Origin of the sequence: Streptococcus sp. oral taxon 064 (genome assembly GCF_001683375.1) — a bacterium.
GTDB lineage: Bacteria > Bacillota > Bacilli > Lactobacillales > Streptococcaceae > Streptococcus > Streptococcus oralis_S.
In genome coordinates this window covers 854991-879504 of the sequence record NZ_CP016207.1, presented here as the reverse complement: position 1 = coordinate 879504, position 24514 = coordinate 854991, and the positions used below count along the sequence as shown (strand labels likewise).

The 24514-nt window shown below is 42.2% G+C and carries 35 protein-coding genes; all 35 read right to left on the bottom strand.

Going from position 1 to position 24514, the window contains the following annotated elements:
• Window positions 1-34: 34 nt before the first annotated feature.
• On the bottom strand, window positions 35-1345 hold the full coding sequence (gene secY, locus AXF18_RS04425) for a preprotein translocase subunit SecY (RefSeq protein ID WP_000465385.1): 1311 nt from the start codon (window positions 1343-1345) through the stop codon (window positions 35-37).
• A gap of 12 nt (window positions 1346-1357) precedes the next feature.
• Window positions 1358-1798, bottom strand: coding sequence for a 50S ribosomal protein L15 (gene rplO, locus AXF18_RS04420; RefSeq protein ID WP_000766089.1), 441 nt, complete (start codon window positions 1796-1798; stop codon window positions 1358-1360).
• A gap of 144 nt (window positions 1799-1942) precedes the next feature.
• On the bottom strand, window positions 1943-2125 hold the full coding sequence (gene rpmD / locus AXF18_RS04415; protein WP_000057241.1) for a 50S ribosomal protein L30: 183 nt from the start codon (window positions 2123-2125) through the stop codon (window positions 1943-1945).
• Between the two features lie 13 nt (window positions 2126-2138).
• On the bottom strand, window positions 2139-2633 hold the full coding sequence (gene rpsE, locus AXF18_RS04410) for a 30S ribosomal protein S5 (RefSeq protein WP_000874204.1): 495 nt from the start codon (window positions 2631-2633) through the stop codon (window positions 2139-2141).
• A gap of 17 nt (window positions 2634-2650) precedes the next feature.
• The gene (rplR, locus tag AXF18_RS04405) at window positions 2651-3007 is read right to left on the bottom strand and encodes a 50S ribosomal protein L18 (protein WP_004244055.1); all 357 of its coding nucleotides are present in this window, start codon (window positions 3005-3007) and stop codon (window positions 2651-2653) included.
• Between the two features lie 83 nt (window positions 3008-3090).
• Entirely contained in the window at window positions 3091-3627 is a 537-nt protein-coding gene (gene rplF / locus AXF18_RS04400) for a 50S ribosomal protein L6 (protein WP_000086623.1), read from the bottom strand.
• 189 nt (window positions 3628-3816) lie between these two features.
• Window positions 3817-4215 carry a 30S ribosomal protein S8 gene (gene rpsH, locus AXF18_RS04395; protein WP_000245504.1) on the bottom strand — a complete coding sequence of 133 codons (399 nt, stop codon included), beginning with the start codon at window positions 4213-4215 and terminating at the stop codon, window positions 3817-3819.
• Window positions 4216-4499: 284 nt separating this feature from the next.
• On the bottom strand, window positions 4500-4685 hold the full coding sequence (locus AXF18_RS04390) for a type Z 30S ribosomal protein S14 (protein WP_001085697.1): 186 nt from the start codon (window positions 4683-4685) through the stop codon (window positions 4500-4502).
• A 17-nt stretch (window positions 4686-4702) separates the two neighbouring features.
• The gene (gene rplE, locus AXF18_RS04385; protein WP_000013542.1) at window positions 4703-5245 is read right to left on the bottom strand and encodes a 50S ribosomal protein L5; all 543 of its coding nucleotides are present in this window, start codon (window positions 5243-5245) and stop codon (window positions 4703-4705) included.
• A 23-nt stretch (window positions 5246-5268) separates the two neighbouring features.
• Window positions 5269-5574: a 50S ribosomal protein L24 gene (gene rplX, locus AXF18_RS04380; RefSeq protein ID WP_000497691.1), complete on the bottom strand. Its 306-nt coding sequence runs from the start codon at window positions 5572-5574 to the stop codon at window positions 5269-5271.
• A 77-nt stretch (window positions 5575-5651) separates the two neighbouring features.
• Entirely contained in the window at window positions 5652-6020 is a 369-nt protein-coding gene (rplN, locus tag AXF18_RS04375; protein WP_000616545.1) for a 50S ribosomal protein L14, read from the bottom strand.
• 25 nt (window positions 6021-6045) lie between these two features.
• Window positions 6046-6306 (bottom strand): 30S ribosomal protein S17, encoded by a 261-nt coding sequence (gene rpsQ / locus AXF18_RS04370; protein WP_000440801.1) that lies wholly within the window; start codon window positions 6304-6306, stop codon window positions 6046-6048.
• 24 nt (window positions 6307-6330) lie between these two features.
• Window positions 6331-6537 (bottom strand): 50S ribosomal protein L29, encoded by a 207-nt coding sequence (gene rpmC / locus AXF18_RS04365; RefSeq protein WP_000772918.1) that lies wholly within the window; start codon window positions 6535-6537, stop codon window positions 6331-6333.
• Between the two features lie 9 nt (window positions 6538-6546).
• Window positions 6547-6960 (bottom strand): 50S ribosomal protein L16, encoded by a 414-nt coding sequence (gene rplP / locus AXF18_RS04360; RefSeq protein WP_000960946.1) that lies wholly within the window; start codon window positions 6958-6960, stop codon window positions 6547-6549.
• A gap of 3 nt (window positions 6961-6963) precedes the next feature.
• Complete coding sequence (gene rpsC, locus AXF18_RS04355) at window positions 6964-7617, bottom strand: 30S ribosomal protein S3 (protein WP_000529937.1); 654 nt, start codon at window positions 7615-7617, stop codon at window positions 6964-6966.
• 12 nt (window positions 7618-7629) lie between these two features.
• A complete protein-coding gene (gene rplV / locus AXF18_RS04350; protein WP_000818137.1) occupies window positions 7630-7974 on the bottom strand; it encodes a 50S ribosomal protein L22 in 345 nt (114 codons plus the stop codon).
• 11 nt (window positions 7975-7985) lie between these two features.
• Window positions 7986-8267, bottom strand: coding sequence for a 30S ribosomal protein S19 (gene rpsS, locus AXF18_RS04345; protein WP_000533766.1), 282 nt, complete (start codon window positions 8265-8267; stop codon window positions 7986-7988).
• Window positions 8268-8370: 103 nt separating this feature from the next.
• Window positions 8371-9204: a 50S ribosomal protein L2 gene (gene rplB / locus AXF18_RS04340; protein WP_000512910.1), complete on the bottom strand. Its 834-nt coding sequence runs from the start codon at window positions 9202-9204 to the stop codon at window positions 8371-8373.
• A gap of 17 nt (window positions 9205-9221) precedes the next feature.
• The gene (locus AXF18_RS04335; protein WP_001055347.1) at window positions 9222-9518 is read right to left on the bottom strand and encodes a 50S ribosomal protein L23; all 297 of its coding nucleotides are present in this window, start codon (window positions 9516-9518) and stop codon (window positions 9222-9224) included.
• On the bottom strand, window positions 9518-10141 hold the full coding sequence (gene rplD / locus AXF18_RS04330; protein ID WP_000024537.1) for a 50S ribosomal protein L4: 624 nt from the start codon (window positions 10139-10141) through the stop codon (window positions 9518-9520). Before rplD ends, AXF18_RS04335 begins: the two co-directional genes overlap by 1 nt.
• A 24-nt stretch (window positions 10142-10165) precedes the next feature.
• Complete coding sequence (rplC, locus tag AXF18_RS04325) at window positions 10166-10792, bottom strand: 50S ribosomal protein L3 (RefSeq protein WP_000160197.1); 627 nt, start codon at window positions 10790-10792, stop codon at window positions 10166-10168.
• Window positions 10793-11008: 216 nt separating this feature from the next.
• Window positions 11009-11317 (bottom strand): 30S ribosomal protein S10, encoded by a 309-nt coding sequence (gene rpsJ, locus AXF18_RS04320; protein WP_001284513.1) that lies wholly within the window; start codon window positions 11315-11317, stop codon window positions 11009-11011.
• A 265-nt stretch (window positions 11318-11582) separates the two neighbouring features.
• Entirely contained in the window at window positions 11583-12209 is a 627-nt protein-coding gene (locus tag AXF18_RS04315; protein WP_049520529.1) for a uridine kinase, read from the bottom strand.
• On the bottom strand, window positions 12206-12802 hold the full coding sequence (nrdG, locus tag AXF18_RS04310; RefSeq protein WP_049520530.1) for an anaerobic ribonucleoside-triphosphate reductase activating protein: 597 nt from the start codon (window positions 12800-12802) through the stop codon (window positions 12206-12208). Before nrdG ends, AXF18_RS04315 begins: the two co-directional genes overlap by 4 nt.
• A gap of 4 nt (window positions 12803-12806) precedes the next feature.
• Window positions 12807-13307: a GNAT family N-acetyltransferase gene (locus tag AXF18_RS04305; RefSeq protein WP_065371528.1), complete on the bottom strand. Its 501-nt coding sequence runs from the start codon at window positions 13305-13307 to the stop codon at window positions 12807-12809.
• A gap of 44 nt (window positions 13308-13351) precedes the next feature.
• The gene (locus AXF18_RS04300; RefSeq protein ID WP_000521627.1) at window positions 13352-13492 is read right to left on the bottom strand and encodes a hypothetical protein; all 141 of its coding nucleotides are present in this window, start codon (window positions 13490-13492) and stop codon (window positions 13352-13354) included.
• A gap of 11 nt (window positions 13493-13503) precedes the next feature.
• Window positions 13504-15711, bottom strand: coding sequence for an anaerobic ribonucleoside-triphosphate reductase (gene nrdD / locus AXF18_RS04295; RefSeq protein WP_065371527.1), 2208 nt, complete (start codon window positions 15709-15711; stop codon window positions 13504-13506).
• Between the two features lie 120 nt (window positions 15712-15831).
• Entirely contained in the window at window positions 15832-17349 is a 1518-nt protein-coding gene (locus AXF18_RS04290; RefSeq protein WP_065371526.1) for a damage-inducible protein CinA, read from the bottom strand.
• 35 nt (window positions 17350-17384) lie between these two features.
• The gene (locus tag AXF18_RS10140) at window positions 17385-17528 is read right to left on the bottom strand and encodes a hypothetical protein (RefSeq protein ID WP_162837939.1); all 144 of its coding nucleotides are present in this window, start codon (window positions 17526-17528) and stop codon (window positions 17385-17387) included.
• A 73-nt stretch (window positions 17529-17601) separates the two neighbouring features.
• Window positions 17602-19134: a cardiolipin synthase gene (gene cls / locus AXF18_RS04285; RefSeq protein ID WP_049500464.1), complete on the bottom strand. Its 1533-nt coding sequence runs from the start codon at window positions 19132-19134 to the stop codon at window positions 17602-17604.
• A 135-nt stretch (window positions 19135-19269) separates the two neighbouring features.
• A complete protein-coding gene (locus AXF18_RS04280; RefSeq protein ID WP_049500466.1) occupies window positions 19270-20214 on the bottom strand; it encodes a 3-oxoacyl-[acyl-carrier-protein] synthase III C-terminal domain-containing protein in 945 nt (314 codons plus the stop codon).
• Window positions 20215-20228: 14 nt separating this feature from the next.
• Entirely contained in the window at window positions 20229-21491 is a 1263-nt protein-coding gene (locus AXF18_RS04275; protein ID WP_049500468.1) for a F390 synthetase-related protein, read from the bottom strand.
• Complete coding sequence (locus tag AXF18_RS04270; RefSeq protein ID WP_049500470.1) at window positions 21469-22284, bottom strand: MBL fold metallo-hydrolase; 816 nt, start codon at window positions 22282-22284, stop codon at window positions 21469-21471. The genes AXF18_RS04275 and AXF18_RS04270 overlap by 23 nt, the downstream gene beginning before the upstream one ends.
• Window positions 22259-23239 carry an NAD(P)-dependent oxidoreductase gene (locus AXF18_RS04265; protein ID WP_049500472.1) on the bottom strand — a complete coding sequence of 327 codons (981 nt, stop codon included), beginning with the start codon at window positions 23237-23239 and terminating at the stop codon, window positions 22259-22261. The genes AXF18_RS04270 and AXF18_RS04265 overlap by 26 nt, the downstream gene beginning before the upstream one ends.
• Before the next feature lie 3 nt (window positions 23240-23242).
• On the bottom strand, window positions 23243-24511 hold the full coding sequence (locus tag AXF18_RS04260) for a glycosyltransferase (protein ID WP_049550232.1): 1269 nt from the start codon (window positions 24509-24511) through the stop codon (window positions 23243-23245).
• Window positions 24512-24514 lie beyond the last annotated feature (3 nt).

Genomic DNA, 24514 nt, shown 5'->3' with positions numbered 1-24514 from the left:
ATACTCCACTCTCTAAGCAAAAGTAATCTTACTTTTATTCTGTTTTGTCCATGAAACCAACATACTTACGTTTCAATAGGTAACCTTCTAGCTGTTTGATTCCTTCGATACCAGTTGAGATAATGATCAAAAGACTAGTTCCCCCAAAAGCAACAGCTTCTGAAAGACCAAAGACATCTTTTGCCACAATCGGCAAGATTGAAATCACACCAAGGAAGATTGATCCGACAGTCGCAAGGCGACGAAGAAGTTTCGACATGAATTCTTCAGTACCCTTACCAGGACGGACACCATGAATGTAGGCTCCACTCTTTTGCAAGTTTTCTGCTGCTTTCTCTGGATTGATCTGTACAAATGTATAGAAGAATGTAAAGAGAATGATCAACAAGGCATACATGGCAACACCTGTTGGAGATGTTGTAGATAACATTTCCTGTGCTGTACGTACCCAAGCCCAATCATGACCTGTAGCACTCAAAAATTGAAGAATGGCTGCAGGTGCTGCTGTGATGGAACTTGCAAAGATAACTGGGATAACCCCCGCTGGGTTTACCTTCAAAGGAAGGTATGAGCTTGATGGGGCTCCTTGGGCAACTTTTGTATATTGGATTGGAATTTTATATTCTGCCTGTTGAACAAAGGTTGTAAAGTATACAATCAACAAGACAGCGATAATCAAAATAACGACAAAGATAATAGATGAAGTCAAACGGCTACTTGGAATATTGACGAAGTAGTCAACATAGATTCCTTTAATCATCTCAGGGATTGAAGCGACAATACCTGCAAAGATGATCATAGAAACACCGTTTCCGTATCCCTTATCTGTAATTTGTTCCCCGAGCCAAGTTACAATCATACTACCTGCTGTGAGGATAATACCGATAGTAACAAAGACTTGTGGTGTTAAAGCTGTCGTTAATAATTTTGCTCCAGAAAGAGTGTTAAATCCTGCTGTAATCCCGATAGATTGAACAAATGCAAGCACAAGTGCAATATAACGAGTAGCTTGGTTTAGTTTTCTCCGTCCTACTTCCCCTTGTTTGCCCCATTCTACAAACTTCGGTAAAATATCCATTTGTAGCAATTGAACAACGATTGAAGCAGTGATATACGGACTTACTCCGAGTGCAAAAACGGAGAAGTTCTTCATGGCATTCCCTGAAACAAGACTAAGCATGTTCAAGAAAGATAAACCACTGAGAGCTTCTAAACTTTTCGCATTCACACCTGGAACTGTAATACTTGTCCCAATACGGAAAACAAGAATGATAAAAATTGTAAAGAGAATTTTTGATCGAACTTGTTTAACCTTGAGCGCTTCTTTTAGTAATTTAAAAAACATGGGTCACCTCTCTTAGATGACTTCTACAGAACCACCTTTAGCAGTGATAGCTTCCTCAGCTGATTTAGAGAATTTAGCTGCTTTCACAGTCAATTTCTTAGTCAACTCACCGTTACCAAGAATTTTAACTCCTGATTTTTCAGCTTTCACAATTCCTGCTTCGATAAGTACAACTGGAGTTACTTCTGCACCGTCTTCAAAGACGTTCAATTGGTCAAGGTTTACAATTGCGTATTCTTTAGCGTTGATGTTAGTGAATCCACGTTTTGGAAGACGACGGAACAATGGAGTTTGTCCACCTTCAAAACCAAGGCGAACTCCGCCACCGCTACGAGCTTTTTGACCTTTTTGACCGCGACCAGATGTTTTACCGTTACCTGATGAAGTACCACGACCAACACGGTTACGTACTTTACGAGAACCTTCTGCAGGTTTCAATTCATGAAGTTTCATTATTATTTTCTCCTCTTTTGTAAAATGCTAGCGCCGATAAGAGAGAAAAGGTTGTCTCCCTTATCAACTCGCCTATACATGGTCATCTAAGATGACTATACCTAGTTTTAGGGGATGAGTATTGCCACATCCCCTAAAAATTCATTAGTTTACTTCTTCAACTGTTACCAAGTGAGATACTGCAGTGATCATACCACGGATAGCAGCGTTGTCTTCTTTGATAACAGAGCTGTTCAATTTGCCAAGTCCAAGTGCTACAACAGTTTTACGTTGTGATGGAATGCGTCCGATTGGAGACTTAGTCAAAGTAATTTTAATTTGAGCCATTTTATCCCCTTTCTTATGCCAAATCAGAAACTGAAATACCACGAAGGGCAGCAACTTCTTCAGCGCGTTTCAATTGTTTCAAACCTTCAACAGTTGCGCGAACAATGTTGATTGGAGTGTTAGAACCAAGTGATTTAGATGTAATATCTGCCACACCTGCCAATTCCACAACGGCACGAACTGCACCACCAGCGGCAACTCCAGAACCTTCTACAGCAGGTTTCAACAATACTTTAGCTCCACCGAATTCTGAAAGAACTTCGTGTGGGATTGTTGTTCCAACCATAGGAACCTCAATCAAGTTTTTCTTAGCATCTTCTACTGCTTTGCGGATTGCTTCTGGAACTTCTTGAGCTTTACCAGTACCAAATCCTACGCGACCGTTGTGGTCACCAACAACAACAAGAGCTGCGAAACGAAGACGACGTCCACCTTTAACAACTTTTGTAACACGGTTGACAGCAACTACGCGTTCTTCTAATTCAACTGCATTGTCTTTAAATGCCATTTTCTAGTGTCCTCCTATTAGAATTTCAATCCGTTTTCACGAGCTGCATCAGCCAAAGCTTTCACACGTCCGTGATATAGATATCCACCGCGGTCGAACACCACTTCTGAAATACCTTTAGCGTTTGCACGTTCTGCAACGAGTTTACCGACAGTAACGGCTTGTTCAGTTTTAGTTCCTTTTGAAACTTCTTTGTCAAGAGTTGAAGCACTTGCGAGCGTTACACCCGCTACGTCATCAATCACTTGAGCGTAGATGCCTGTATTAGAACGGAATACGTTCAAACGTGGGCGATCAGCAGTTCCAGAGAGTTTTCCGCGAACGCGACGGTGGCGTTTTTGGCGGAGTTTGTTTTTATCTGGTTTAGAAATCACAGTTTTCACCTCTTTAGTTTTAAATCATGTGCTATGCACTAAGTTGGAAAATAGGTCGGTGGTTGAAAATCAACCACTCAACATTATTTACCTGTTTTACCTTCTTTACGGCGAACGAATTCACCAACGTAACGGATACCTTTACCTTTATATGGTTCTGGTGAACGAAGGCTACGTACGTAAGCAGCTGTTTGACCAACTACTTCTTTTGAAATTCCGCTAACAACGATTGTTGTTGGGTTTGGAAGTTCAAAAGTAATTCCTTCTGGAGCTTCAACTTCGTCTGGATGAGATTTACCAACAGCCAAAACAAGTTTTTTACCTTGAAGTTGTGCACGGTAACCAACCCCACGCATTTCAAGTTCTTTCTTGAATCCTTCTGATACACCAATTACCATGTTGTTCAAAAGGGCACGAGTAGTTCCATGGATTGTTTTCATTTCTTTTGAATCGTTTGGACGGTGAAGAGTTACTTCAGTACCTTCCACACGAATTTCAATATCTTTTGAGAACTCACGAGTAAGCTCTCCTTTAGGTCCTTTTACAGTTACAACGTTGTCATTGTTAGTGATTTCAACACCAGCAGGCAACACGATAACTTTATTACCAATACGTGACATGTTTATTTTCTCCTGTTAAATTGTCAGGCCAGAATGGCCAGTTTTCACGGGGGCTTAAATCGATTTCTCGATTTAAAGGAACATTTAGGTTTCAATTCCAAAGTGAATCTAGGCATCGTCTCGCCGGCATAACTTTGGGTTAGGCAAGAGACGATAACGAAGAGTCACAAAGAAATTGGGAGCTAAATATTACCAAACGTAAGCGATAACCTCACCACCAACATTCTTTTGGCGAGCTTCTTTATCAGTAAGCAAACCTTCAGAAGTTGAAAGAATAGCAATTCCAAGTCCGTTAAGAACTTTTGGAAGATCTTCACGTTTCTTGTAGACACGAAGTCCTGGTTTAGAAACACGTTTCAAGTTAGTGATAACTTTTTCACCGTTTGGTCCGTATTTAAGGAATACACGGATGATGCCTTGTTTGTCATCTTCGATGATTTCTACGTTCTTAACAAAACCTTCGCGTTTAAGGATTTCAGCAATCCCTTTTTTGATGTTTGATGCAGGTACTTCAAGTACTTCGTGTTTCGCTTGGTTAGCGTTACGAATACGAGTTAGGAAGTCTGCGATTGGGTCAGTCATAACCATTTTGTTTTTCTCCTCTTACTAGTAGTTTGCAAGTTGCACTTGCTAGTTAATACATGATACAAAGAGCGTAACAGCAAGAGCAAAAATAGACAATTTGATGCTGGAGCGATGCTCCAAAGAAAATTGGTCTTTTTTGCCAAAGCTGTAGCTCGTGTTCAAATTGGCAAGCCCAACTGAACCCGGGCTAAACTCTGCGTGAAAAAGATAAACTTTCCTAGAAACTTCAGTTTCTTCGTCAAGTTTCCTATTTTCACTTTGAGTTTTGACGCCCTTGATATCTTAAATTACCAAGATGCTTTTGTTACACCAGGAATTTGTCCTTTGTAAGCTAATTCACGGAAGCAAACACGGCAAAGTTTAAATTTGCGGTAAACTGAATGTGGACGACCACATTTTTCACAACGAGTATAAGCTTGAGTAGAGAACTTCGCTGGACGTTTGTTCTTAGCAATCATTGATTTTTTAGCCATTAGATTTACCTCCTATATTATTTTGCAAAAGGCATTCCAAGGCCTGTAAGCAATGCACGTGACTCTTCGTCAGTGTTAGCAGTTGTTACGATAACGATGTCAAGACCACGAGTTTTGTCAACGTCATCAAAGTTGATTTCTGGGAAGATCAATTGTTCTTTCACACCAAGAGTGTAGTTTCCGCGTCCATCAAATGATTTTGTTGGAACACCGTGGAAGTCACGCACGCGTGGAAGTGAAACTGAAACCAATTTGTCCAAGAATTCGTACATACGTTCACCACGAAGGGTAACTTTTGCACCAATCGCTACACCTTCACGAAGACGGAAGCCGGCGATTGATTTTTTAGCTTTAGTGATAAGTGGTTTTTGACCTGAGATAAGTGCCAATTCTTCAGCAGCTTTTTCAAGACTTTTAGCGTTTGATACAGCTTCACCAACACCCATGTTCAAAACGATCTTATCTACTTTAGGCACAGCCATCACTGATGAGTAGTTGAATTGTTCTGTCAAAGCAGGAACTACTTCATTAAGATATTTTTCTTTTAAACGATTTGCCATTATACTTCTCCTTTCCTTCGTGATTAATCAAGCACTTCGCCTGATTTTTTGTTGTAGCGAACTTTTTTACCGTCTACAAATTTGTAACCAACACGACCAGCTACACCATTTTTGTCCAATACTTGAACGTTTGATACGTGGATAGCTGCTTCTTTCTCGATGATACCACCTTGAGGAAGTTCGTTAGTTGGACGTTGGTGTTTCTTAACGATGTTAACACCTTCAACGATAACTTTGTTTACTTTTGGAAGGGCAGTAAGGACAACAGCTTCTGTTCCCTTATCTTTACCAGCGATTACGCGAACTTTGTCGCCTTTTTTTACAAACATTAGGTTTCTCCTTAATTTTTCTTACGCCCATAAGGGCACCCTAGCTTGAAGCTAGGGGACTAGTTTGTTTCTAAAAATTAAAGTACTTCTGGAGCAAGTGACACGATCTTCATGAAGCCACCTTCACGCAATTCACGTGCAACTGGGCCAAAGATACGTGTTCCGCGAGGAGTTTTGTCTTCACGGATGATAACTGCTGCGTTTTCGTCAAATTTGATGTATGAACCATCAGCACGACGAGCACCTGATTTAGTACGAACGATAACAGCTTTTACAACGTCACCTTTTTTAACCGCACCACCAGGAGTAGCTTGTTTTACAGATGCCACGATAACATCACCGATGTTTGCAAATTTACGTCCTGAACCACCAAGAACTTTGATAGTCAAGATTTCGCGCGCACCGCTGTTGTCTGCGACTTTCAAACGAGTTTCTGTTTGAATCATTTCAGTTTTCTCCTTTCAGGTTTGATTAGATGATGACCGCTTCTTCAACAACTTCTACAAGACGGAAACGTTTTGTAGCTGAAAGCGGACGAGTTTCCATGATACGTACGATATCGCCTTCTTTGGCAACATTGTTTTCATCATGTGCTTTGTATTTTTTAGAGTAGTTAATACGTTTACCATAGACTGGGTGGTTACGTTTTGTTTCAACTACAACTGTGATTGTCTTGTCCATTTTGTCAGATACAACACGTCCAACAAGAACTTTACGATTATTGCGTTCCATTGAAATTTCTCCTTCCCTAGTCTATTATTTCGCTTCAGATTGAACTGTTTTGATACGAGCGATTTGTTTTTTAACTTCTTTCAAGCGAGCTGTTTGTTCCAATTGACCAGTAGCAGCTTGGAAACGAAGTTCAAACAATTCTTTTTTCAATTCGTTTTCGCGCTTCGCGAGTTCTTCTTGAGAAAGACCACGAAGTTCTTTAACAAATTCTTTTACTTCATTAAGTTTCATGCCTTCTCCTTATTCTGCTTCACGTTTTACGAATTTACATTTAACTGGCAATTTGTGGCTTGCAAGACGAAGCGCTTCGCGAGCGATTTCTTCAGATACACCAGCGATTTCGAACATCACTTTACCACGTTTAACTGGTGCAACCCAACCTTCAGGTGCCCCTTTACCAGATCCCATACGCACACCGATAGCTTTAGCAGTGTATGATTTGTGTGGGAAGATTTTAATCCAAACTTTACCACCACGTTTCATGTAACGAGTCATGGCGATACGAGCAGCTTCGATTTGGCGGTTAGTGATCCAGTGGCTAGTTGTAGCTTGAAGACCGTATTCACCGAATGCTACTTCTTTTCCACCTTTTGCTTCACCGCGCATTTTTCCACGGAATTCACGACGGTGTTTAACACGTTTAGGTACTAACATTGGTTATTTACCTCCTTTAGTGTTTTTACGAGTTGGAAGAACTTCACCACGGTAGATCCATACTTTAACACCAAGTTTACCGTATGTAGTATCTGCTTCTTCCCAAGCGTAATCGATATCTGCACGAAGTGTGTGAAGTGGAACAGTTCCTTCAGAGTATCCTTCAGCACGGGCGATATCTGCACCGTTCAAACGACCTGATACTTGAGTTTTAATTCCTTTAGCTCCAGCACGCATTGCACGTTGGATTGCTTGTTTTTGTGCACGACGGAAAGCGACACGTTGCTCCAATTGACGAGCAATTCCTTCACCTACAAGGTGAGCATCCAAATCAGGTTGTTTGATTTCGATGATGTTGATGTGTACTTGTTTTCCAGTCAATTTGTTAAGTTTTGCACGGAGTGCATCAACGTTAGCACCACCTTTACCGATAACCATACCTGGTTTAGCAGTGTGAAGTGAAACGTTAACTTTGTTTACTGCGCGTTCAATTTCGATAGTTGAAACTGCTGCGTCAGCAAGTTCTTTTTGAACGAATTTACGGATTGCAAGATCTTCATGAAGGTAATCCGCGTATTCTTTTTCAGCATACCATTTGGCATCCCAATCACGGATGATGCCGACACGCATACCAATTGGATGTACTTTTTGACCCACGATGTTACCTCCTTATTTTTCTGCAACAGCCACAGTGATGTGAGCTGTACGTTTGTTGATTGGTGAAGCTGAACCTTTCGCACGTGGACGGAAACGTTTCATAGTTGGTCCTTCGTTTGCGAATGCTTCAGATACTACCAAGTTAGCTTTGTCCAAACCAAAGTTGTTTTCAGCGTTAGCTACAGCTGAATTCAAGACTTTCAAGATGATTTCAGCAGCTTTGTTTGGTGTGAATGTCAAGATTGCAATAGCATCGGCTACGCTTTTACCACGGATGTTGTCAAGAACAAGACGTGATTTACGAGGTGAAACACGTACTGTACGAGCCATTGCTTTAGCTGAAGTAATTTCTGCCATTTATGTTCTCCTTATTTTCTACGTGTTTTCTTGTCGTCTGCAGCGTGACCTTTGTAAGTACGAGTTGGTGCAAATTCACCAAGTTTGTGACCTACCATGTCTTCTTGGATGTAAACAGGTACGTGTTTACGTCCGTCATAAACTGCAATAGTGTAACCAATGAAACTTGGGAAGATCGTTGAACGACGTGACCAAGTTTTGATAACTTTTTTCTTTTCGTCGTTAGCTTGAGCTTCAACTTTTTTCATCAAATGCTCATCGACGAAAGGTCCTTTTTTAAGACTGCGTCCCATTTTTATATTTTCTCCTTTAAATGTTGTACCACAGCGGCTTGCGCTCACATGGAGCGCTACCGAGCTGGCGGATTTCCTAGTTGCTTAGGCGACTAGTTTACTATTATTTCTCGTTGCGACGACGAACGATAAGTTTGTCAGATTTCGCTTTCTTGTTACGAGTTTTAAGACCAAGAGCAGGTTTGCCCCATGGAGTAGATGGCGCTTTACGACCAACTGGTGCTTTACCTTCACCACCACCGTGTGGGTGATCGTTAGGGTTCATTACAGAACCACGAACTGTTGGGCGGATACCTTTCCAACGGCTACGTCCTGCTTTACCAAGGTTTACAAGTCCATGTTGTTCGTTTCCGACAACACCAACTGTAGCACGACAAGTTCCAAGAATCATACGAACTTCGCCAGATTGAAGACGAACAAGAACGTATTTACCTTCTTGACCCAATACTTGGGCAGAAGCACCAGCAGCACGTACCAATTCTCCACCACGACCTGGTTTCAATTCGATGTTGTGGATCAAAGTACCAACTGGGATGTTAGCAAGTGGAAGAGCGTTTCCGACTTTGATATCTGCTTCAGGACCTGAAACGATACGTTGACCAACTTCAAGACCTTTTGGAGCGATGATGTATGCTTTCACACCGTCAGTGTAGTGTACAAGAGCGATGTTTGCAGAACGGTTTGGATCGTACTCGATAGTTTTAACAACTGCTTCAACGTTGTCTTTGTTACGTTTGAAGTCAACCAAACGGTAGAAACGTTTGTGTCCACCACCTTGGTGACGAACAGTGATACGACCGTTGTTGTTACGACCAGCCTTGCTCTTCAAAGCAACAAGCAATGATTTTTCAGGAGTGCTTGTTGTGATTTCAGCGAAATCCAAAGAAGTCATATTACGGCGACCGTTTGTTGTTGGTTTATAAACACGAATTCCCACGATATTTCCTCCTTAGATTATTCAGCTTCAGCAGCGAACAACTCGATTGCTTTTGAATCAGCTGTAAGTGTGATGATAGCTTTTTTAGTTTTGTTAGTAAAACCAGTGTAACGTCCAACACGTTTTGCTTTTGGTTTTACGTTGATTGTGTTAACGTTGGCAACTTTAACACCTTCGAAAGCAGCTTCAACAGCTTGCTTGATCAAAAGTTTGTGTGCACGAGTGTCAACTTCAAATACATATTTTCCTGCTTCAAGTTGAGCCATTGAGCTTTCAGTGATGACAGGTTTTTTGATAACATCATACAAATTCATTATGCAAGAACCTCCTCGATTTTAGAGATAGCTGCTTGTGTGACAAGAAGTTTGTCGCTATTTGCGATGTCAAGAACACTTGCAGTTGTAGCAGTTGCAACTTTCACGTTTGGAAGGTTACGAGCTGAAAGAGCTGCGAATTCATTTCCTTCTTCAAGGATAACAAGAACTTTAGAATCGATGCTCAATGCTGCAAGAACTTTTGCAAATTCAGCAGTTTTTGGAGCTGTAAATGAAAGAGCATCTACAGCTACGAATTTGTTTTCAGCAACTTTTTCAGAGTAAACTGATTTAAGAGCTAGGCGACGAACTTTTTGTGGAAGTTTGTAGCCGTATGAACGTGGAGTTGGTCCGAAGACAACACCACCACCACGCCATTGTGGTGAGCGGATAGAACCTTGACGAGCACGTCCAGTTCCTTTTTGACGCCATGGTTTGCGTCCACCACCTGATACTGCAGAGCGGTTTTTAACAGCGTGTGTTCCTTGACGAAGGCTTGCGCGTTGGCTGATGATCACATCAAACACAACTGATTCATTTGGTTCAATACCAAATACTGCATCGTTAAGAACAACTTGGCCAGCTTCTTTACCAGTTTGGTCAAATAATGTTACGTTTGCCATTGTGACTGATTTCCCCTTTCTTTATTATTTACCAGCTTTAACTGCTGATTTGATAGTGATAAGAGATTTCTTAGCACCTGGTACGTTACCTTTGATAAGGATAACGTTCTTTTCTGGAACAACTTGTACAACTTCAAGGTTTTGAATTGTTACGCGGTCGCCACCCATACGTCCTGCAAGGTTTTTACCTTTGAATACGCGGTTAGGTGCAACAGGTCCCATAGAACCTGGACGACGGTGGTAACGAGAACCGTGAGCCATTGGTCCACGTGATTGTCCGTGGCGTTTGATAACACCTTGGAAACCTTTACCTTTAGAAGTACCAGTTACGTCAACAACGTCTCCAGCTGCGAATGTTTCAACTGTGATTTCAGCACCAACTTCCAAGCCTTCAACGTTTTTGAATTCACGAATGAAGCGCTTAGGAGCCGTGTTAGCTTTCGCTACATGTCCTTTAGCAGGTTTGTTGCTCAATACTTCGCGTTTGTCATCGAAACCAACTTGGATAGCGTTGTATCCGTCTGTTTCAACAGTTTTAACTTGAAGAACAACGTTTGGAGTTGCTTCAATAACTGTTACAGGGATCAATTCGCCAGCTTCAGTGAAGATTTGAGTCATTCCCACTTTTTTCCCTAAGATTCCTTTTGTCATGAGAAAATAGTTCCTTTTCTATATTTTTTATTCAAAAAGTTTTTAACGAGCGTTTTTTATGCTCAAGTCTAAGATACAAAGGGCGTCAAACTCAAAGTGAAAATAGGAAACTGACGCAGTGTCTAACAGACACTAGGAAGTTTATCTTTTTCACACCGAGTTTAGCCCGTGTTCAATTAAATTGAAACACCAGCCTCTGCTCTTTTATATTTTAGATTAAAGTTTGATTTCTACGTTTACACCACTTGGAAGATCCAATTTCATCAACGCATCAACTGTTTTTTGAGTTGGGTTAACGATATCGATCAAACGTTTGTGTGTACGCATTTCAAATTGTTCGCGAGAGTCTTTGTATTTGTGAGTCGCACGAATGATTGTGTAGAGGCTACGCTCAGTTGGAAGTGGGATTGGACCCGCAACTTGTGCACCTGTACGAGTAGCTGATTCTACGATTTTTGCAGCCGCTGTGTCAAGCGTACGGTGTTCGTAAGCTTTCAAACGGATACGGATTTTTTTGTTTGCCATCTTTTTCTCCTTTTCGTCTATTTAAGATAATAGGCTAGCTCCACAAGAAAACCGACGCGCGTTGCGTGGCAATGCAACCGAGCGTGTCGCAACCTCTTGCATCAAAGCTAAGGCTGTAATTTACAGCACCATAATAGAATAACACAAAGCCCCTACGATTGCAAGGGATTTGTGAGCTTTTTTTCGTTTTTTTAAGATGAAACTGTTTTCTCTTTTCATCTTTCCAAGATTACGGATTTATATCTATAAAAAACCGTCTTTTCTTCTATATAATGTGTGTCATTTTGACCTTGAATGTATCTTCTGATTGATCTACTAAAATGTCCGCTTTAGACTCGTTTTCTCTATAGTATCGCAGATACTGCTCCCGTCTCATCTGATGGCTAGCCAATACAAAAGATGCATCCCGATTTCTCATAGTCGTATCTCGAGCTAAGCGCCTCTTTAATTCGGTCTCCTCATCCGTGTAGAAACAGATAGTTTTGTCAAAGAGTTCCTTGGGTAGAAATCCCACAGACATCCCTTCAACAATCAGAATTGGTTTGGCTCCAGACAAGACCTCGCTAGCCTTCCACGGTTCATCGATTGTTAAGACATCCATACCTGCCTGCAAGGCGAGAATATCTCTCTGTAAACTTGCCAGTTCATGTGCTACAGGCAGACAAGCTGTCACCTTTTGATCTGGTGCTTGCTTTGGTACTACCAGGTGACGTTCTGAAGTGATATAGGGATCTGTTTCTAGTAAATTTACTGTAGTGGAATCTAGGGCTTGATGTAATTCCTGAGCGAAGGTTGATTTACCTGAAGCCCCATGACCGTAGATCCCTAGCGTCCTAATTCTTCCCGTTTCGATCTCTGAAACCAGTTGTTCTATCAGGTCTTTTTTCTTCATTCTCTCTTCACCTGCTCATAGCTTTCTTTTCCGTCATTAAGTTTGTCCCAAATCACTATTTGACCTTGTTTGAGAGATTTTTGCACATCGATAATTCGTTGATTAGAAGACCCTCGAAACTGGAGCATAAGATTGCGCTTGCTTTTATCATACCGTCCATCGACAAGGATGTCAATCAGCGACAAGAGTTCCAATTTGTCTGGAGTCTCCAGCATCATTTCTTCCCAAGTGTAGCCCGTCCAGGACCAGATGTCTTTGTCTGGCAATTCCTTTCGAATTCGCTTAACGAGAGGTAAGAGGATACCTGTATTAAGAAAAGGTTCTCCCCCCAGCAAGGTCAATCCTTGAACATAGGGCTGGGCAAGGTCTACCATGATTTGTTCTTCTAATTCTGCCGTATAGGGAATGCCTGCGTTGAAAGACCAAGTCGCAACATTATAGCACCCCTCGCAGTGAAACATGCAACCTGATACATAGAGAGAGTTGCGCACACCTTCTCCATCGACAAAGTTAAAAGCCTTGTAATCAATGATTCGCCCTTTACTAAGCTCCTCACTTTTCCATTCACCTGGTTTTGGTGTATTCCATGTCATCCTTTTACTCCAAATCTATCCAGTAACGTTCTACGCCATTGCGAACATCCTCAAAGAGTCCTCCATTTGCCACAATCACCGCCCTACTAGCAGGATTTTCCGTACTACAGGTCACAAGTGCTTTTTTGATGTTCTTTTCCTTGGCGACTTGTAAGCCTTGTCGGAGAGCTTCTTTGGCATAACCTTTGCCTCTTTCAGAGGGGCGAACGGAATAGCCGATATGGCCACCATTTTCTAGTAAGTAGTCATTTAATCGGAGACGAAGGTTGAGAAAGCCAAGAGCCTGGCCTGCTACGTCAAAACTAATCAGCTGGATAGCAGGAACCCAGTTTTCAGGAATATTGAGTCCCGCTTCCGCTTGAAGATTTTCTTCTAGCCACTCTTCATAAACAAAATTCTCAGCATCCCAAAACCCGCCATCGTGGGCTGATTGAGTCTGTTCAAACTCTGCCATCATCTCTAAAACTGTTTCTTTATCTGCCAATATCGGTCTGCGTAGTTCCATATTCCCATCCCACCTAAGAGAAAAGTGAGAGCAGACTCTCACTTTTATTTTTTCTTGCTCTTGTTTAAAAACTGTTCTCTGAGGTTGAGCAAGCGTTCTTTTTTACCTGTCCCACCTTTCGAGTGTTTCTCGTGATAACGGGTCACTTGTGCGCGTCCCTTATCGTCTAATTGGTATTTCCCCATTGCGTTTCCTTCTAATTTGTTACTTCATGTCCGGCTGTTTTAATAGTTGAACCGTTCATGTGTTTGACACGCGCAGCGATTTCCTTGTGGCGTCCATTAACCATCGGACGCGCTTGAGGATTTCCCAGATAACCACACGTACGTTTGACCACATCTACTGTTTTAGGGTCGCTATTGCCACAGTTGGGACAAGCAAAGCCTCGCTCAGTTGGTTCAAAATCCCCTTCAAAGTCACACTTGTAGCAACGATCAATCGGAGTATTGGTCCCTAGATAGCCGACACGGTCATAGGCATAGTCCCAAACAGCTTCCAAGGCTTTAGGATTTTGTTGAAGAACTGGATACTCACAATAATGGATGAAACCACCTGACGCACCTGCTTCTGGATAAACTTTCTCAAAGTCTAATTTTTCAAACGGCGTTGGATTTTTCCGGACATCGTAGTGGAACGAGTTGGTGTAGTATTCCTTATCCGTGATGTCAGGAATAGAACCGAACTTCTCTGTGTCTAAGCGACAGAAGCGATCTGTCAGACTTTCAGACGGTGTGGAGTAGATAGAGAAATGGTAACCATATTGGTCAGACCACTCTTCCACACGACGTTTCATATCGCGAATAATATCCAATGTGAATTCCTTGGCTTCAGGATTGCTTTCCCAGCTATTTCCAAAGAAGACTGTAGCCACTTCGTACAAACCGATGTAGCCCAGCGAAACTGTCGCACGGCGATTCTTAAAGAGTTGGTCAACACTTTCTTCTTTTCCGAGACAGCGGCCGAAGGCTCCATACTGATAAAGGATAGGGGCATTTGCTGGTGTTGCTTCCTTGGTTCGTTCGACACGATAAACCAGAGCATCCTCCGCAATGTTCATTCTCTCGTTGAAGATTTCCCAAAACTTATTCAGATCTCCTTCAGACTCGAGGGCGATACGAGGCAGATTAACCGTCACAACACCTAGATTCATCCGACCTGAATTGACCTCTACGCCATTCTCATCCTTCCATCCTTGGAGGAAGGAGCGACAACCCATAGGAACCTTGAAGGAACCTGTCAGTTCAATAATCTTATCATAGGACAAGACATCTGGGTACATCCGCTTGGTTGCACACTCGAGGGCCAACTGTTTGATGTCATAGTTTGGAGTTCCCTCTTCCAAGTTAAGGCCTCTTTTAAGCGTAAAGATAAGTTTTGGGAAGATGGCTGTGCGGTGTTCTGAACCAAGCCCCTTGATACGAATGGTCAAGATAGCTTTTTGAATTTCCCGTTCAAAACGACTAGTTCCTAGACCAAAACCTAGTGAAGTAAAAGGTGTTTGTCCATTTGAAGTGAAGAGGGTGTTGATTTCATACTCAAGAGATTGCATGGCATCGTAGATGTCTTTTTGAGTTTTCTTCCAAGCATAATCTTCCCGTTTCTCGGGCAAGACCCACTCTTCCGCATCCTTGAGGTGCTTTTGGTAATTCTTCTCCGCATACGGAGCCAAGACTTCATCGATACGGTCAGCTGAGCAACCCCCGTACTGGCTAGAAGCAACGTTAGCGATGATTTGAGAAATTTGAGCTGTCGCAGTCTGGATAGACTTGGGACTCTCTACCTCTGCATTCCCAATCTTAAAACCATTTTCTAGCATGCCTTTAAAATCAATCAAACAGCAGTTGGTCATAGGAGTGTAGGGACTGTAGTCCAAGTCATGATAGTGGATATCCCCTTTTTGGTGAGCATTAGCTACGTGCTTAGGAAGCATTTGCAGCCCAATCGACTTCCCAACAATCCCTGCTGTCAAATCACGCTGGGTGTTGAAGACATCGCTGTCTTTATTGGCATTTTCATTGACAACTGCTTGATCTTTATTGAGAAGTTTATGGATACTAAAGTTGATATCTGTCGCTTTTGAGCGCTCAAAATCCCTTTGTGTCCGATAAGTGATATACTCCTCAGCTAGTGCATACTCTTTGGCTTCAAGGAGTTCGTGCTCTACGACATTTTGAATTTCATAAATCTTGACACCTTGAGGGAAGCGGCTGTGAATTTCAGTCACGATTCTTTCAACTAGACCATTTAGGCGTTTTTCTACTAGAGGCGTAACGTCCATAACCTTTTCCGCCGCCTTGTGGAGAGCCTTGTCAATCTTGTCTACATCAAACACCACTCGTCTACCATCTCGTTTTTCAACGAACAAGGTGGGAACGGTTGCAAGCTTTTCTTCTAATACAATCATATCCATGCTCTTTTCTAAAATGTTGTTCTATGAAGTATTATACCACTCTTAAAATAAAAATCAATATCTTGTGTTAAAAATCCTAAAAATTTTAAAATTCCACAAGATATTGATTTTTTGTTATTTGGATTTATAAAGTTTGAACTCGCTAGTATTTGTCTGAACAAGCTCATAGTTTTCACTGAGCCAGCTCTCTACATCTGACCACAAGGCAACTTTTTGATTGACCACAATCATCTTCGGTTGATTCTCTTTCAGGTCATTCATCAGTTTGGTTTTATTTTCATCGCTTGCAGTATAAAGTGTTGGAGTTGATAGAGAAGTCGGCGCCAAGCGTTCACTTGCACGGTAGAAATCAGGACGATCATCCCAAGCATAGACACGATCCTCAGAACTCGTTTGTTGTTTGACCACGCTAGCAAGACGGTCTCTCTCCTGATAAGTCGTTGGGTGAGAAAGGTAACGACTCACAATAGGAAGAACAATGAGATAAGCAAGGGCAATCAGTGGTAGATAGAAATTTCCTTTAAAGAAAGAAGTTTGTTTCTCACGTCTTCTTCTACGACGACTCCCTCCCTCCGAAACATCTTCCTTGATTCCTGTCAGAAGGAGCAAGACCAAGAAAGGAATTAGCACCACAAGACGAGTACCGTTGATAGGTTCTTGGGAGAGAATCAAGATTCCTAAAGAAATCAACAATCCCAAGCTAGTAGCAATTGAGAGGGCATATTGCTTGGCTGGTTTTGACTGGAACAAGCCTGCAAAGAGCAAACCAAGGGAACCTAATCCAATAGCAAGCAAACCATAGAAGGCTGCATTTTCAAGCAAATGCGAATTTGAAAAGAGGCTAAGAGTATTTACCGGATACAAGGTCTGGCTAATAGCATCTCCAAAACTACCTGTCCACACTGTATAGTAGCCTAAAGGATAGAATAAGAGTGAAAATCCTAGGGCTGACGCAAAGAACTGATATAGACCATGAACAAAGTGACCTTTAGCTAGATTAAAGCCGATAATCCCCAAGGCCAGTACAGCCGCAAACAAGACGGTTGGGATTGGCGCAAGGAAGAAAGCGAGAGCAAGGCTCATCCCCACTCGTACAAATCCTTTATCATCCTTTGGAAAAGCGAGATAATTTGTAACGATACTCAATGAATAAAATAGGAAAGGCAGGGCTAGCAAAAGAGCATAGCCACCACCAAAAGCGAGTCCAGCTACAAGCAAGTATAAAATAAAGACAACTCGCTTCGCTTCCTTTTCTTGGCCGACAAGAGTATTCGCAGCCTTAAAAAGAAAAACACCTGCTCCAAACAAGGCCAACCACTCAACCAAAGCAATCAGAATACTACCTTGAAAAAGGTAGGTTAGCACATAATAGAGCAATCCCTCCGTCCCAAAATAATCTGTATACATTTGACCATTTTGATGCAAGGCCCAACCGGTATAAAGATCCTGACTTTGTTGCGGACTGATTAAACCAAAAATAAAAGGCAGGGCAACCGAAATGGCTGTGGCCACTAAACTCCAAAGCAAAATACTAAAAAAGGGAATGGGAGCTCCTTCTCGTTTTTCTGGCACTGACCAGTCTTGGTAATGAGATTCTTCTTGTTTCTCATCTATTTTCCCGTATACGTTCATTCAATTTCTCCTCTAAGTTTATCTGTTTTAGTATATCAAAATCTTACAGGAATGTCAGCTTGGGATTGATATTTGCTGAATTTCTTATCCAATAACGCAAAGCGTTCGATTTCACGAAAACGGTGGAATCGACTGTTACTATACTCTCTGACAAAATCATCATCTTCTAGATTAAGCATGGTTTTCTCCTTTACTTATCTATTCGTAAGAAAACAAAAAAGATCCAGCCTTGGGCTAGATCTTGGTTGATTGTCAAAGCATGGGTGCAAACAACTGGACAATTTCCTTGACCAGGCTTTGATACCAGCTGGTTTTGATGGTGTGGGGATAAATTTCTTGAGAAACTTTAAAAATCTCTTCGAAGTCCCTTTCAATAGCGATGATAGACTGCGTTCTATAAAGTAAGACGGCATTTTCATAGTGGTGAAGCAAGCTCCGATAGTCAAAATTGATGGTTCCCACGGTGGCCACTTCTCCATCGACAAGCATTTGCTTGCTATGAAGGAATCCCGGACTGTATTCATAAATACGAACTCCTGCAGATAACAAGTCTGGATAAGCCCCTCGAGTAACTAGCTGAATAACCTTCTTATCTGGGATACACGGTGTCACAATTCGCACATCTACCCCTCTCAGAGCTGTATTTTTGATACTTTCAGTTAGATCGTAGTCAGCAATTAGATAGGGAGTCGTGATATAGACGTAATCTGTAGCTTGATTGATAAGATTTTGGTAGACCGTTTTTCCAACTTGAGCTCTGTAGATGGGTTTTGGTCCACTACTATAGGGAATACAGAGCCCCATCCCATCTTTTGGCTGATTTTCAAGATGGTATTGGTCAAAATCACTAATCTCTCCACGGTTGATATACCAGGCAGATAAAAAGAGTCTGGTAAAAGCCTTAACTGCCGGTCCATCCAGACGAATACCGCTATCCTTCCAATAACCAAAGCGTTCGATATGGTTGATATACTCATCAGCCAGATTGATACCACCTGTATAGGCAATTTGACCATCGATAATCATGATTTTACGGTGATCACGGTTGTTATAAGCAACGGTCAAACGTGGAATCACCTTATTAAATTTGTGGGCTTCAATCCCTCGACCACGAAGCTGGATGGTGTAATCTCCAGGCAAGGTTGCCATACAACCAATATCATCATAGAGAAGCTTCACCTCTACTCCTTGAGCTGCCTTTTCTTCCAAAATCTCCAAAATACTATTCCACATCAAACCTTCTTCGATGATATAGTATTCGAGAAAGATAAACTTCTCAGCTTTCTTGAGATCCTCTAGCATCTGATGCCACATACTTTCCCCAGATGCAAAAAATTGTGTATCCGTTCGATCATAGACATCGGCATTCGTATCCATGCTAAGGAGTGATTTGATAACTCCGTAAGCTGATTTGTCTTGTTCCTTTAACTCCAAACGGAGAGCTCTGCTATTGTCCTCTCGATCAACCATTGATTGGAGCTGCTTTAGCTGCTTCATTTCTTTTTTAGATAAACGACGCTCTCCAAACATGATATAGAGCAATGGGCCAAACACTGGCACAAAGGCTACTAACAGCCATGTTACCTTACTCTCAGGATTCATAGACCGATTGACAATCGATACAATGGTCGCTAAACTCACTAAAATGACCAGGATAATCCAGACAATTGGAGCCATTTGCCCTAGATAGAGAAATAAACCAAAGACGATAAACAACTCTGCCAACATGATGGTAATACTAAAACCATATTTGGACATGAGTAGCTGCATTTTTCTAGCTGTCATACATCCCCTTTCTTTTCTAACATTCTCCTTAACTGCTTGATAAACTAATGTTTCTACTAGTATACCTCAGTTCAGGGGTAGATAGCAACCGTTTACCTTTGCTCAAGTTCCAGTCGTTCCGTGTTTAGATGATTATTACAATTTCAGAGCCAACATATTGACCGTCATACCAGCTGCAGTCCCCATAAGGTAGACGACATCTCCCTCCTTGATAAGTCCATGCTCCAAAGAATAAGCCAGGCCAAACGGTACAGAGACTGACACCATATTTCCATAGTCAGTGACGAGATTGAGGTACTGATCCTCAGCCACACCTAGTTTTTCCATGACCAAAGGAAGAGCACGACTTGCTTGGTGAGGAATGATATAGTCCACGTCTGCCAAGGCTAGCTGTGTTTTTTCTTGAAACTCTTCAAACATGACTGGGATTTTACGAGCAGACAAGAGGAGGATTTTCTTCCCCTTCATGTCAAACATATAGTTGGTCTTCGTCGCTTCAGAGTACTCTTTTGGTTGAAAAGAAGTCAGACCTCCACGAATCTCCGTATCGTGAGCCCCTTCTGACCAAGTACGTTGGAGACTAGCAATGACCCCTTTTTCCTGATGACTTTTTTGGAAAATAAAGGCTGCTGCCCCATCACTAAAGAGTTCAAAACTTTCTTTTTGCTTGGGATTGAGCCCTAAACTACCAACCTCACTAGACACAAGCAAGACACGATTGTATTCGCCCGCCTCAATCAAGTGGGACATAGTCGATAGAGCAGAAATAAAGCTGGTACAGGTCGTATTGATGTCCATTGCTGGAATTGAGAGTCCTTTTGCCACGCGCTCATGAATCAAGGCAGCCGTACAAGGAATAGGCTGAACACCAACTGCACTAGCTGATACAAGGCAATTGATATCTTTAATATCCAAATTTGCATGTTCAAGTGCACGGTGGATAGCTCCTTCTGCCAAGTCGAGTTGCGTTTCTTCATTTTCAACTACACGATAACGGGTCTGGTCTTTAAATTGAACTGTATGCTTTGGAAGGCAAATGCCATAACCTGCGATTTCTACATGTCTTTTTACTTCTGTCATTGTCTTTCTTCCTTTCATAAACGTTGGATACGTTTGAGTTTACGGCTAATATCCCAGTGATAATCTGAAAATTGGATTTGAGGAACTATGAACTCTTTTTGCTGGGCCAAGAGTTGGAACTGTGCTAAAATTGCTGTCTCTACGTCCTCATCTCTTCGGCTTAAACAAACTTCCACTAATTTCTCGGAATGTTGCTTAACTTGGTAATCTCCTACATTCTCCACAAAGAGGATACAACGCCTGATAAAGTCTGGATAGATCGTTACCTGCCCGCCATTCTGCCCTTTAAAGTAGAAGATATCATCAGAGCGTCCTTCGACCTTGTCAATCCGTGTATAGTAGGAGCCACAGGGACAAGGCTCCGGATTTTCAACCAAGATATCATTGAGCTGGTAGCGATAAACAGGCTGACTGCTTCGTTTAAAGTCCGTAATCACTGGATAGAAACGGCGGTCATCTAGATACTGCTTTTCCACAAAGATAATGTCTTCGTTGAGATGCAGATTGCCAGCTGAGCAAGTGCAGGCTAAGAAACCTTCAGTCGCCTGATAAACTTGATCAATGATGGATAGTGAAAAGGCTTCTGCGATTCGTCCTCTATCACTATCTTCCAAGATTTCCGCCACCGAAACGATTTTTTGAGGATGAATGGCTAACTCTCCAGCCTTAAGACGCTTGCTCAATTCAATCAACATCGAGGCTGGCGCCACAATAATCGTTGGTTGATAGTTGTTGAGTCGCTCGATATGCTCATCTGTATGTTTGAAAATATCAAAATACTCTAGACGAATGAGCGCTGTATTGATGGTCTGATAGAGTTCATTATCAGCTCTCAGGAAAAAGGCGATGCGGTGTCCAAAAAGCTGCCCCTTGGGCAACATCTTTGCCAAGATAGCCGCAGCCCACATACTTCGCTCTTTCTCTGTTGTGATAAAGAGCCCCCGATGTCCAGACGTCCCTGAAGACAGACCGACGGCTACTTCCCCTTTAAGTTCAGTGAAGTCACGGGTCTTCTCACTTTCAATAGCTAAGGATAAGGCTTCATCACGATCCACTCCTTGGGTGTTGAGCTCATTGAAATGTTCCATCATAAAAGCCTTGTCCATATGGTCAAAGTTGCTAGGAACTCCATTTTTAAAGTAGGGCGACTCTCGCTTTAAAAAGTCTATATAGTTAGTTAATTGCTTTTTCTGATAGTTTTCTACAGCTTCTCGAGATTTGAAATGATGAAGCCATCGAGTTTGGATAAAGGTTTTAAGAAAGGTTATTTTTTTCATGTAAGATTGACTCTATCCTTTCTACAGGATCATGGCTAACAACTACCTCGATACCGTCCTTTAAGACTTCCTCCAGAAACTCTGTCCCCCTGATATAGTCAGACTTATTATCCTGAACAAAGGAAGGAATCAGGTGCATCTGCTTGGTGTAAGGTAAGAGATCAATTCCCCAACAGAGGTCCGCTGCAATGAGGAGATTAAGGTCTGGAAAATATAGACAGGCTTGCCCCCTAGCATGCCCGTCAACAGAGGCTACTAGGATACTGCCATCTCCAAAAAGATCACAAATTGGACGATAGGGAAAAGTTGAAACTTGCTGGTCAGCTCTGATAATGGTTAGATTTTTCTCAAAAGAAGCAGGTAAAAACTCCTTGAAAATCAAGTCTTTCAATTTGGGTTTTTGGTAGACTTCATATACTTCTTTTGTCAAGATAAAGGTTGCATGAGGAAAGAAACTAGCTCCTCCCAGATGATCTGGATGTAGGTGTGATAGAAGAACATAGTTAATTTCTTCTGGTTTGATTCCCTTCGCTTCCAGTAAACGTGAAATTTGGTCCTTCTCCGTCATTTGAACGGGCGTTCCTAGCCGATAGAAACCATAGCGAAGCCGGGTCTTAATATCGTAATGATAGCCTGTGTCATAGAGGAGATAGCCCTTGTCCCTGTGTTTGATAAGAAAAACACCTGCTGGAAAGGTCATCTTTTGATTCTTGACTCCCTTAAATAGCAAACCTGTGTAGCTGGTACAGTAGCCTGCTGGGAAATAATCAATGCTTTCGATAATCTTGGACATATTGTTCAATCCCTTCCGAAATACTGATTTGAGGGCGATACTCCAAGTCTCGCTCCGCCTTGCTGATGTCCAGCGTCTGACTATAACGGAGCAGATAATAGGTATAGCGTGTCAGAGGCGGTTCACCTTTGAGTTTCAAGACCTTATACAGAAACTCTAAACTACTAGCAATAACTGAAAGAAGAGGAGCTGGCACTTTTCTGTATGTTATTGGATAACCCAACTCTCTCAAGGTTTCTTCAATCAAATCCTTAAAGGTTCTTGATTCCCCATTGGTAATATTATAAACTTCGCCACTAGCTTGAGGAGTCTCTAGTGCCAAGCGAATTGCCAGAGCGACATTTTCCACACAGGTCATATCCATAAGCTGACGACCGTCTCCTATTAAGGGAATGCCAATCTTCTGACTGAGTTTGAGAACTCGGGGCAAAATACTGGTATCCCCAATCCCAAAAAGCCCACGAGGTCGTAAAATAATACTCGGAACATCGGGATAATCCTTAAACAGCTTCTCCGAAGCCAGCTTACTACGAATGTAGTTGTTCAGATTATTTTCCTGAGGCGCAGCACTTTCTTTGATAGCTAGCTGATCTCGAGGCGCAGCATAGATGCTAGGCGAGGACACATAAACCAAACGCTGAATACCAGCCTCTCGGCAAGCATCCAGAACATACTTGGTCCCTAAGACATTTGTCTGGTAGAAATCCTCCCAAGCACCCCAAACGGTAGAAAGAGCACCCGCATGCACAACCATGTCCATCCCCTGACAAGCCCGAGCTAAATCCTCTTGCTTGGTCAAATCTCCCTGAAAAAATGCCACAGAGGAGTTCTCTAAAGACTGACCCACCTTGCGATTGCGTCCAAAAGCGCGTACCTGATAGCCCTGCTGACTGAGCTCTTCAACAACATACTTGCCTAGAAAGCCCGTAGCACCTGTTACCAATACTTTCTTCATTTTTTACTTCTCCTTGTCCCCTAAGAGCCGATGTATTTCGCTCTTCAGAATCTCTGTTGGCTGATAGATTTGAGCTGCACGACTAAGTTTGTTCAAGTCTGCCCAGTCATCTCTAGCCAACAACTCATCAAAGGCGCGTCCAATCGCTTCCGTATCCTCTCGTTTAGCAGTCAAAGCAATCCCTGCCTCTAATCCACGAACTGCATAGTCATACTGATCATAGTCATGGGGGAGAATCAAGGCAGGCTTACCATAGATGATACACTGGTAAAAAATACCCGCACCACCATGATGAATCACATAATCCATCTGAGGAATGTACTCCTTATAGGGAAGATAGGATACCACAGAAACATTGTCCATGAGCTCTTCACATTGGAAGTCTTGTCCGCCAAACCCCAGAGTCACAAAGAAGTGGCAATCTGGATGTGCTTCTGCCAATTGTTGTGTCTGACAGAGGAGATTGTCTTTGGCCCATGCTAGCTGAGTGCCACAGGAGACAAGGACCTTCTTATAACCTGCATAAGGAGACAAATCGAGGGGATAATTTTCTGCCCTCTCAATCGAAGAGCCAAAAGGTCCCACCCAAAGGTAGTGCTCTGGAAAACCACTTTTCAGCTCCAACTCTTTCATCCCAATTCCCAAGATGGAATAGGGTGAATAGATGGTTTCCTGACCTTTCTGATTGTAAAGTTTAAAATCGTAACGTTTCAATCGTTCTCTCAATAAAAAGCTTACGATTCGTTTCCCTAAACGAGTCCCTTTTCTTCCTAGCCATTGCAGACCAGATTGGAAAGATGTTTTTGGACTGCCCAATCCTCCAAAGAAACAAGGCGGTCCATCTGTCGTTTCAATGGCAAACTGTGTCGCCATCGTGGTAATCCAGGGAATATTCAACTGTTCCGCAACAAGTCCTCCAGAGAGGGTTATAAAGTCCGCAATCACAATATCCGGTCTATTTTCCTGCCACTCTTGCACTAATTGATCTGAAACCACATTGATCAAATCAAGACTAGCTGACAACTGTCGATAAGCAGAAAACAGGTTTAATTGACCTTCATTGTTGGCTACACGCTCAAACTCATCTACACAATTTTCTAAAATGGAAATCACTCGGAATCCCATCTCCTCTGCTACAGTTTTTCGTTGCGGTCCTGTAAATAATCGAATCTCATACAAGGGATCCTTCAACAAGGGTGCAAGTAAATTCAGTGTTGGGAAGAGATGCCCACTTAAGGGTACTACAACCACATCAATTTTGATTTTTCTCATATG

Coding starts and splice junctions, on each gene's coding strand:
- secY (WP_000465385.1), bottom strand. CDS start 1,345: ATGTTTTTTAAATTACTAAAAGAAGCGCTCAAGGTTAAACAAGTTCGA.
- rplO (WP_000766089.1), bottom strand. CDS start 1,798: ATGAAACTTCATGAATTGAAACCTGCAGAAGGTTCTCGTAAAGTACGT.
- rpmD (WP_000057241.1), bottom strand. CDS start 2,125: ATGGCTCAAATTAAAATTACTTTGACTAAGTCTCCAATCGGACGCATT.
- rpsE (WP_000874204.1), bottom strand. CDS start 2,633: ATGGCATTTAAAGACAATGCAGTTGAATTAGAAGAACGCGTAGTTGCT.
- rplF (WP_000086623.1), bottom strand. CDS start 3,627: ATGTCACGTATTGGTAATAAAGTTATCGTGTTGCCTGCTGGTGTTGAA.
- rpsH (WP_000245504.1), bottom strand. CDS start 4,215: ATGGTTATGACTGACCCAATCGCAGACTTCCTAACTCGTATTCGTAAC.
- AXF18_RS04390 (WP_001085697.1), bottom strand. CDS start 4,685: ATGGCTAAAAAATCAATGATTGCTAAGAACAAACGTCCAGCGAAGTTC.
- rplE (WP_000013542.1), bottom strand. CDS start 5,245: ATGGCAAATCGTTTAAAAGAAAAATATCTTAATGAAGTAGTTCCTGCT.
- rplX (WP_000497691.1), bottom strand. CDS start 5,574: ATGTTTGTAAAAAAAGGCGACAAAGTTCGCGTAATCGCTGGTAAAGAT.
- rplN (WP_000616545.1), bottom strand. CDS start 6,020: ATGATTCAAACAGAAACTCGTTTGAAAGTCGCAGACAACAGCGGTGCG.
- rpsQ (WP_000440801.1), bottom strand. CDS start 6,306: ATGGAACGCAATAATCGTAAAGTTCTTGTTGGACGTGTTGTATCTGAC.
- rpmC (WP_000772918.1), bottom strand. CDS start 6,537: ATGAAACTTAATGAAGTAAAAGAATTTGTTAAAGAACTTCGTGGTCTT.
- rplP (WP_000960946.1), bottom strand. CDS start 6,960: ATGTTAGTACCTAAACGTGTTAAACACCGTCGTGAATTCCGTGGAAAA.
- rplV (WP_000818137.1), bottom strand. CDS start 7,974: ATGGCAGAAATTACTTCAGCTAAAGCAATGGCTCGTACAGTACGTGTT.
- rpsS (WP_000533766.1), bottom strand. CDS start 8,267: ATGGGACGCAGTCTTAAAAAAGGACCTTTCGTCGATGAGCATTTGATG.
- AXF18_RS04335 (WP_001055347.1), bottom strand. CDS start 9,518: ATGAATTTGTATGATGTTATCAAAAAACCTGTCATCACTGAAAGCTCA.
- rplD (WP_000024537.1), bottom strand. CDS start 10,141: ATGGCAAACGTAACATTATTTGACCAAACTGGTAAAGAAGCTGGCCAA.
- rplC (WP_000160197.1), bottom strand. CDS start 10,792: ATGACAAAAGGAATCTTAGGGAAAAAAGTGGGAATGACTCAAATCTTC.
- rpsJ (WP_001284513.1), bottom strand. CDS start 11,317: ATGGCAAACAAAAAAATCCGTATCCGTTTGAAAGCTTACGAACACCGT.
- AXF18_RS04315 (WP_049520529.1), bottom strand. CDS start 12,209: ATGAAGAAAAAAGACCTGATAGAACAACTGGTTTCAGAGATCGAAACG.
- nrdG (WP_049520530.1), bottom strand. CDS start 12,802: ATGACATGGAATACACCAAAACCAGGTGAATGGAAAAGTGAGGAGCTT.
- AXF18_RS04305 (WP_065371528.1), bottom strand. CDS start 13,307: ATGGAACTACGCAGACCGATATTGGCAGATAAAGAAACAGTTTTAGAG.
- AXF18_RS04300 (WP_000521627.1), bottom strand. CDS start 13,492: ATGGGGAAATACCAATTAGACGATAAGGGACGCGCACAAGTGACCCGT.
- nrdD (WP_065371527.1), bottom strand. CDS start 15,711: ATGATTGTATTAGAAGAAAAGCTTGCAACCGTTCCCACCTTGTTCGTT.
- AXF18_RS04290 (WP_065371526.1), bottom strand. CDS start 17,349: ATGAACGTATACGGGAAAATAGATGAGAAACAAGAAGAATCTCATTAC.
- AXF18_RS10140 (WP_162837939.1), bottom strand. CDS start 17,528: ATGCTTAATCTAGAAGATGATGATTTTGTCAGAGAGTATAGTAACAGT.
- cls (WP_049500464.1), bottom strand. CDS start 19,134: ATGACAGCTAGAAAAATGCAGCTACTCATGTCCAAATATGGTTTTAGT.
- AXF18_RS04280 (WP_049500466.1), bottom strand. CDS start 20,214: ATGACAGAAGTAAAAAGACATGTAGAAATCGCAGGTTATGGCATTTGC.
- AXF18_RS04275 (WP_049500468.1), bottom strand. CDS start 21,491: ATGAAAAAAATAACCTTTCTTAAAACCTTTATCCAAACTCGATGGCTT.
- AXF18_RS04270 (WP_049500470.1), bottom strand. CDS start 22,284: ATGTCCAAGATTATCGAAAGCATTGATTATTTCCCAGCAGGCTACTGT.
- AXF18_RS04265 (WP_049500472.1), bottom strand. CDS start 23,239: ATGAAGAAAGTATTGGTAACAGGTGCTACGGGCTTTCTAGGCAAGTAT.
- AXF18_RS04260 (WP_049550232.1), bottom strand. CDS start 24,511: ATGAGAAAAATCAAAATTGATGTGGTTGTAGTACCCTTAAGTGGGCAT.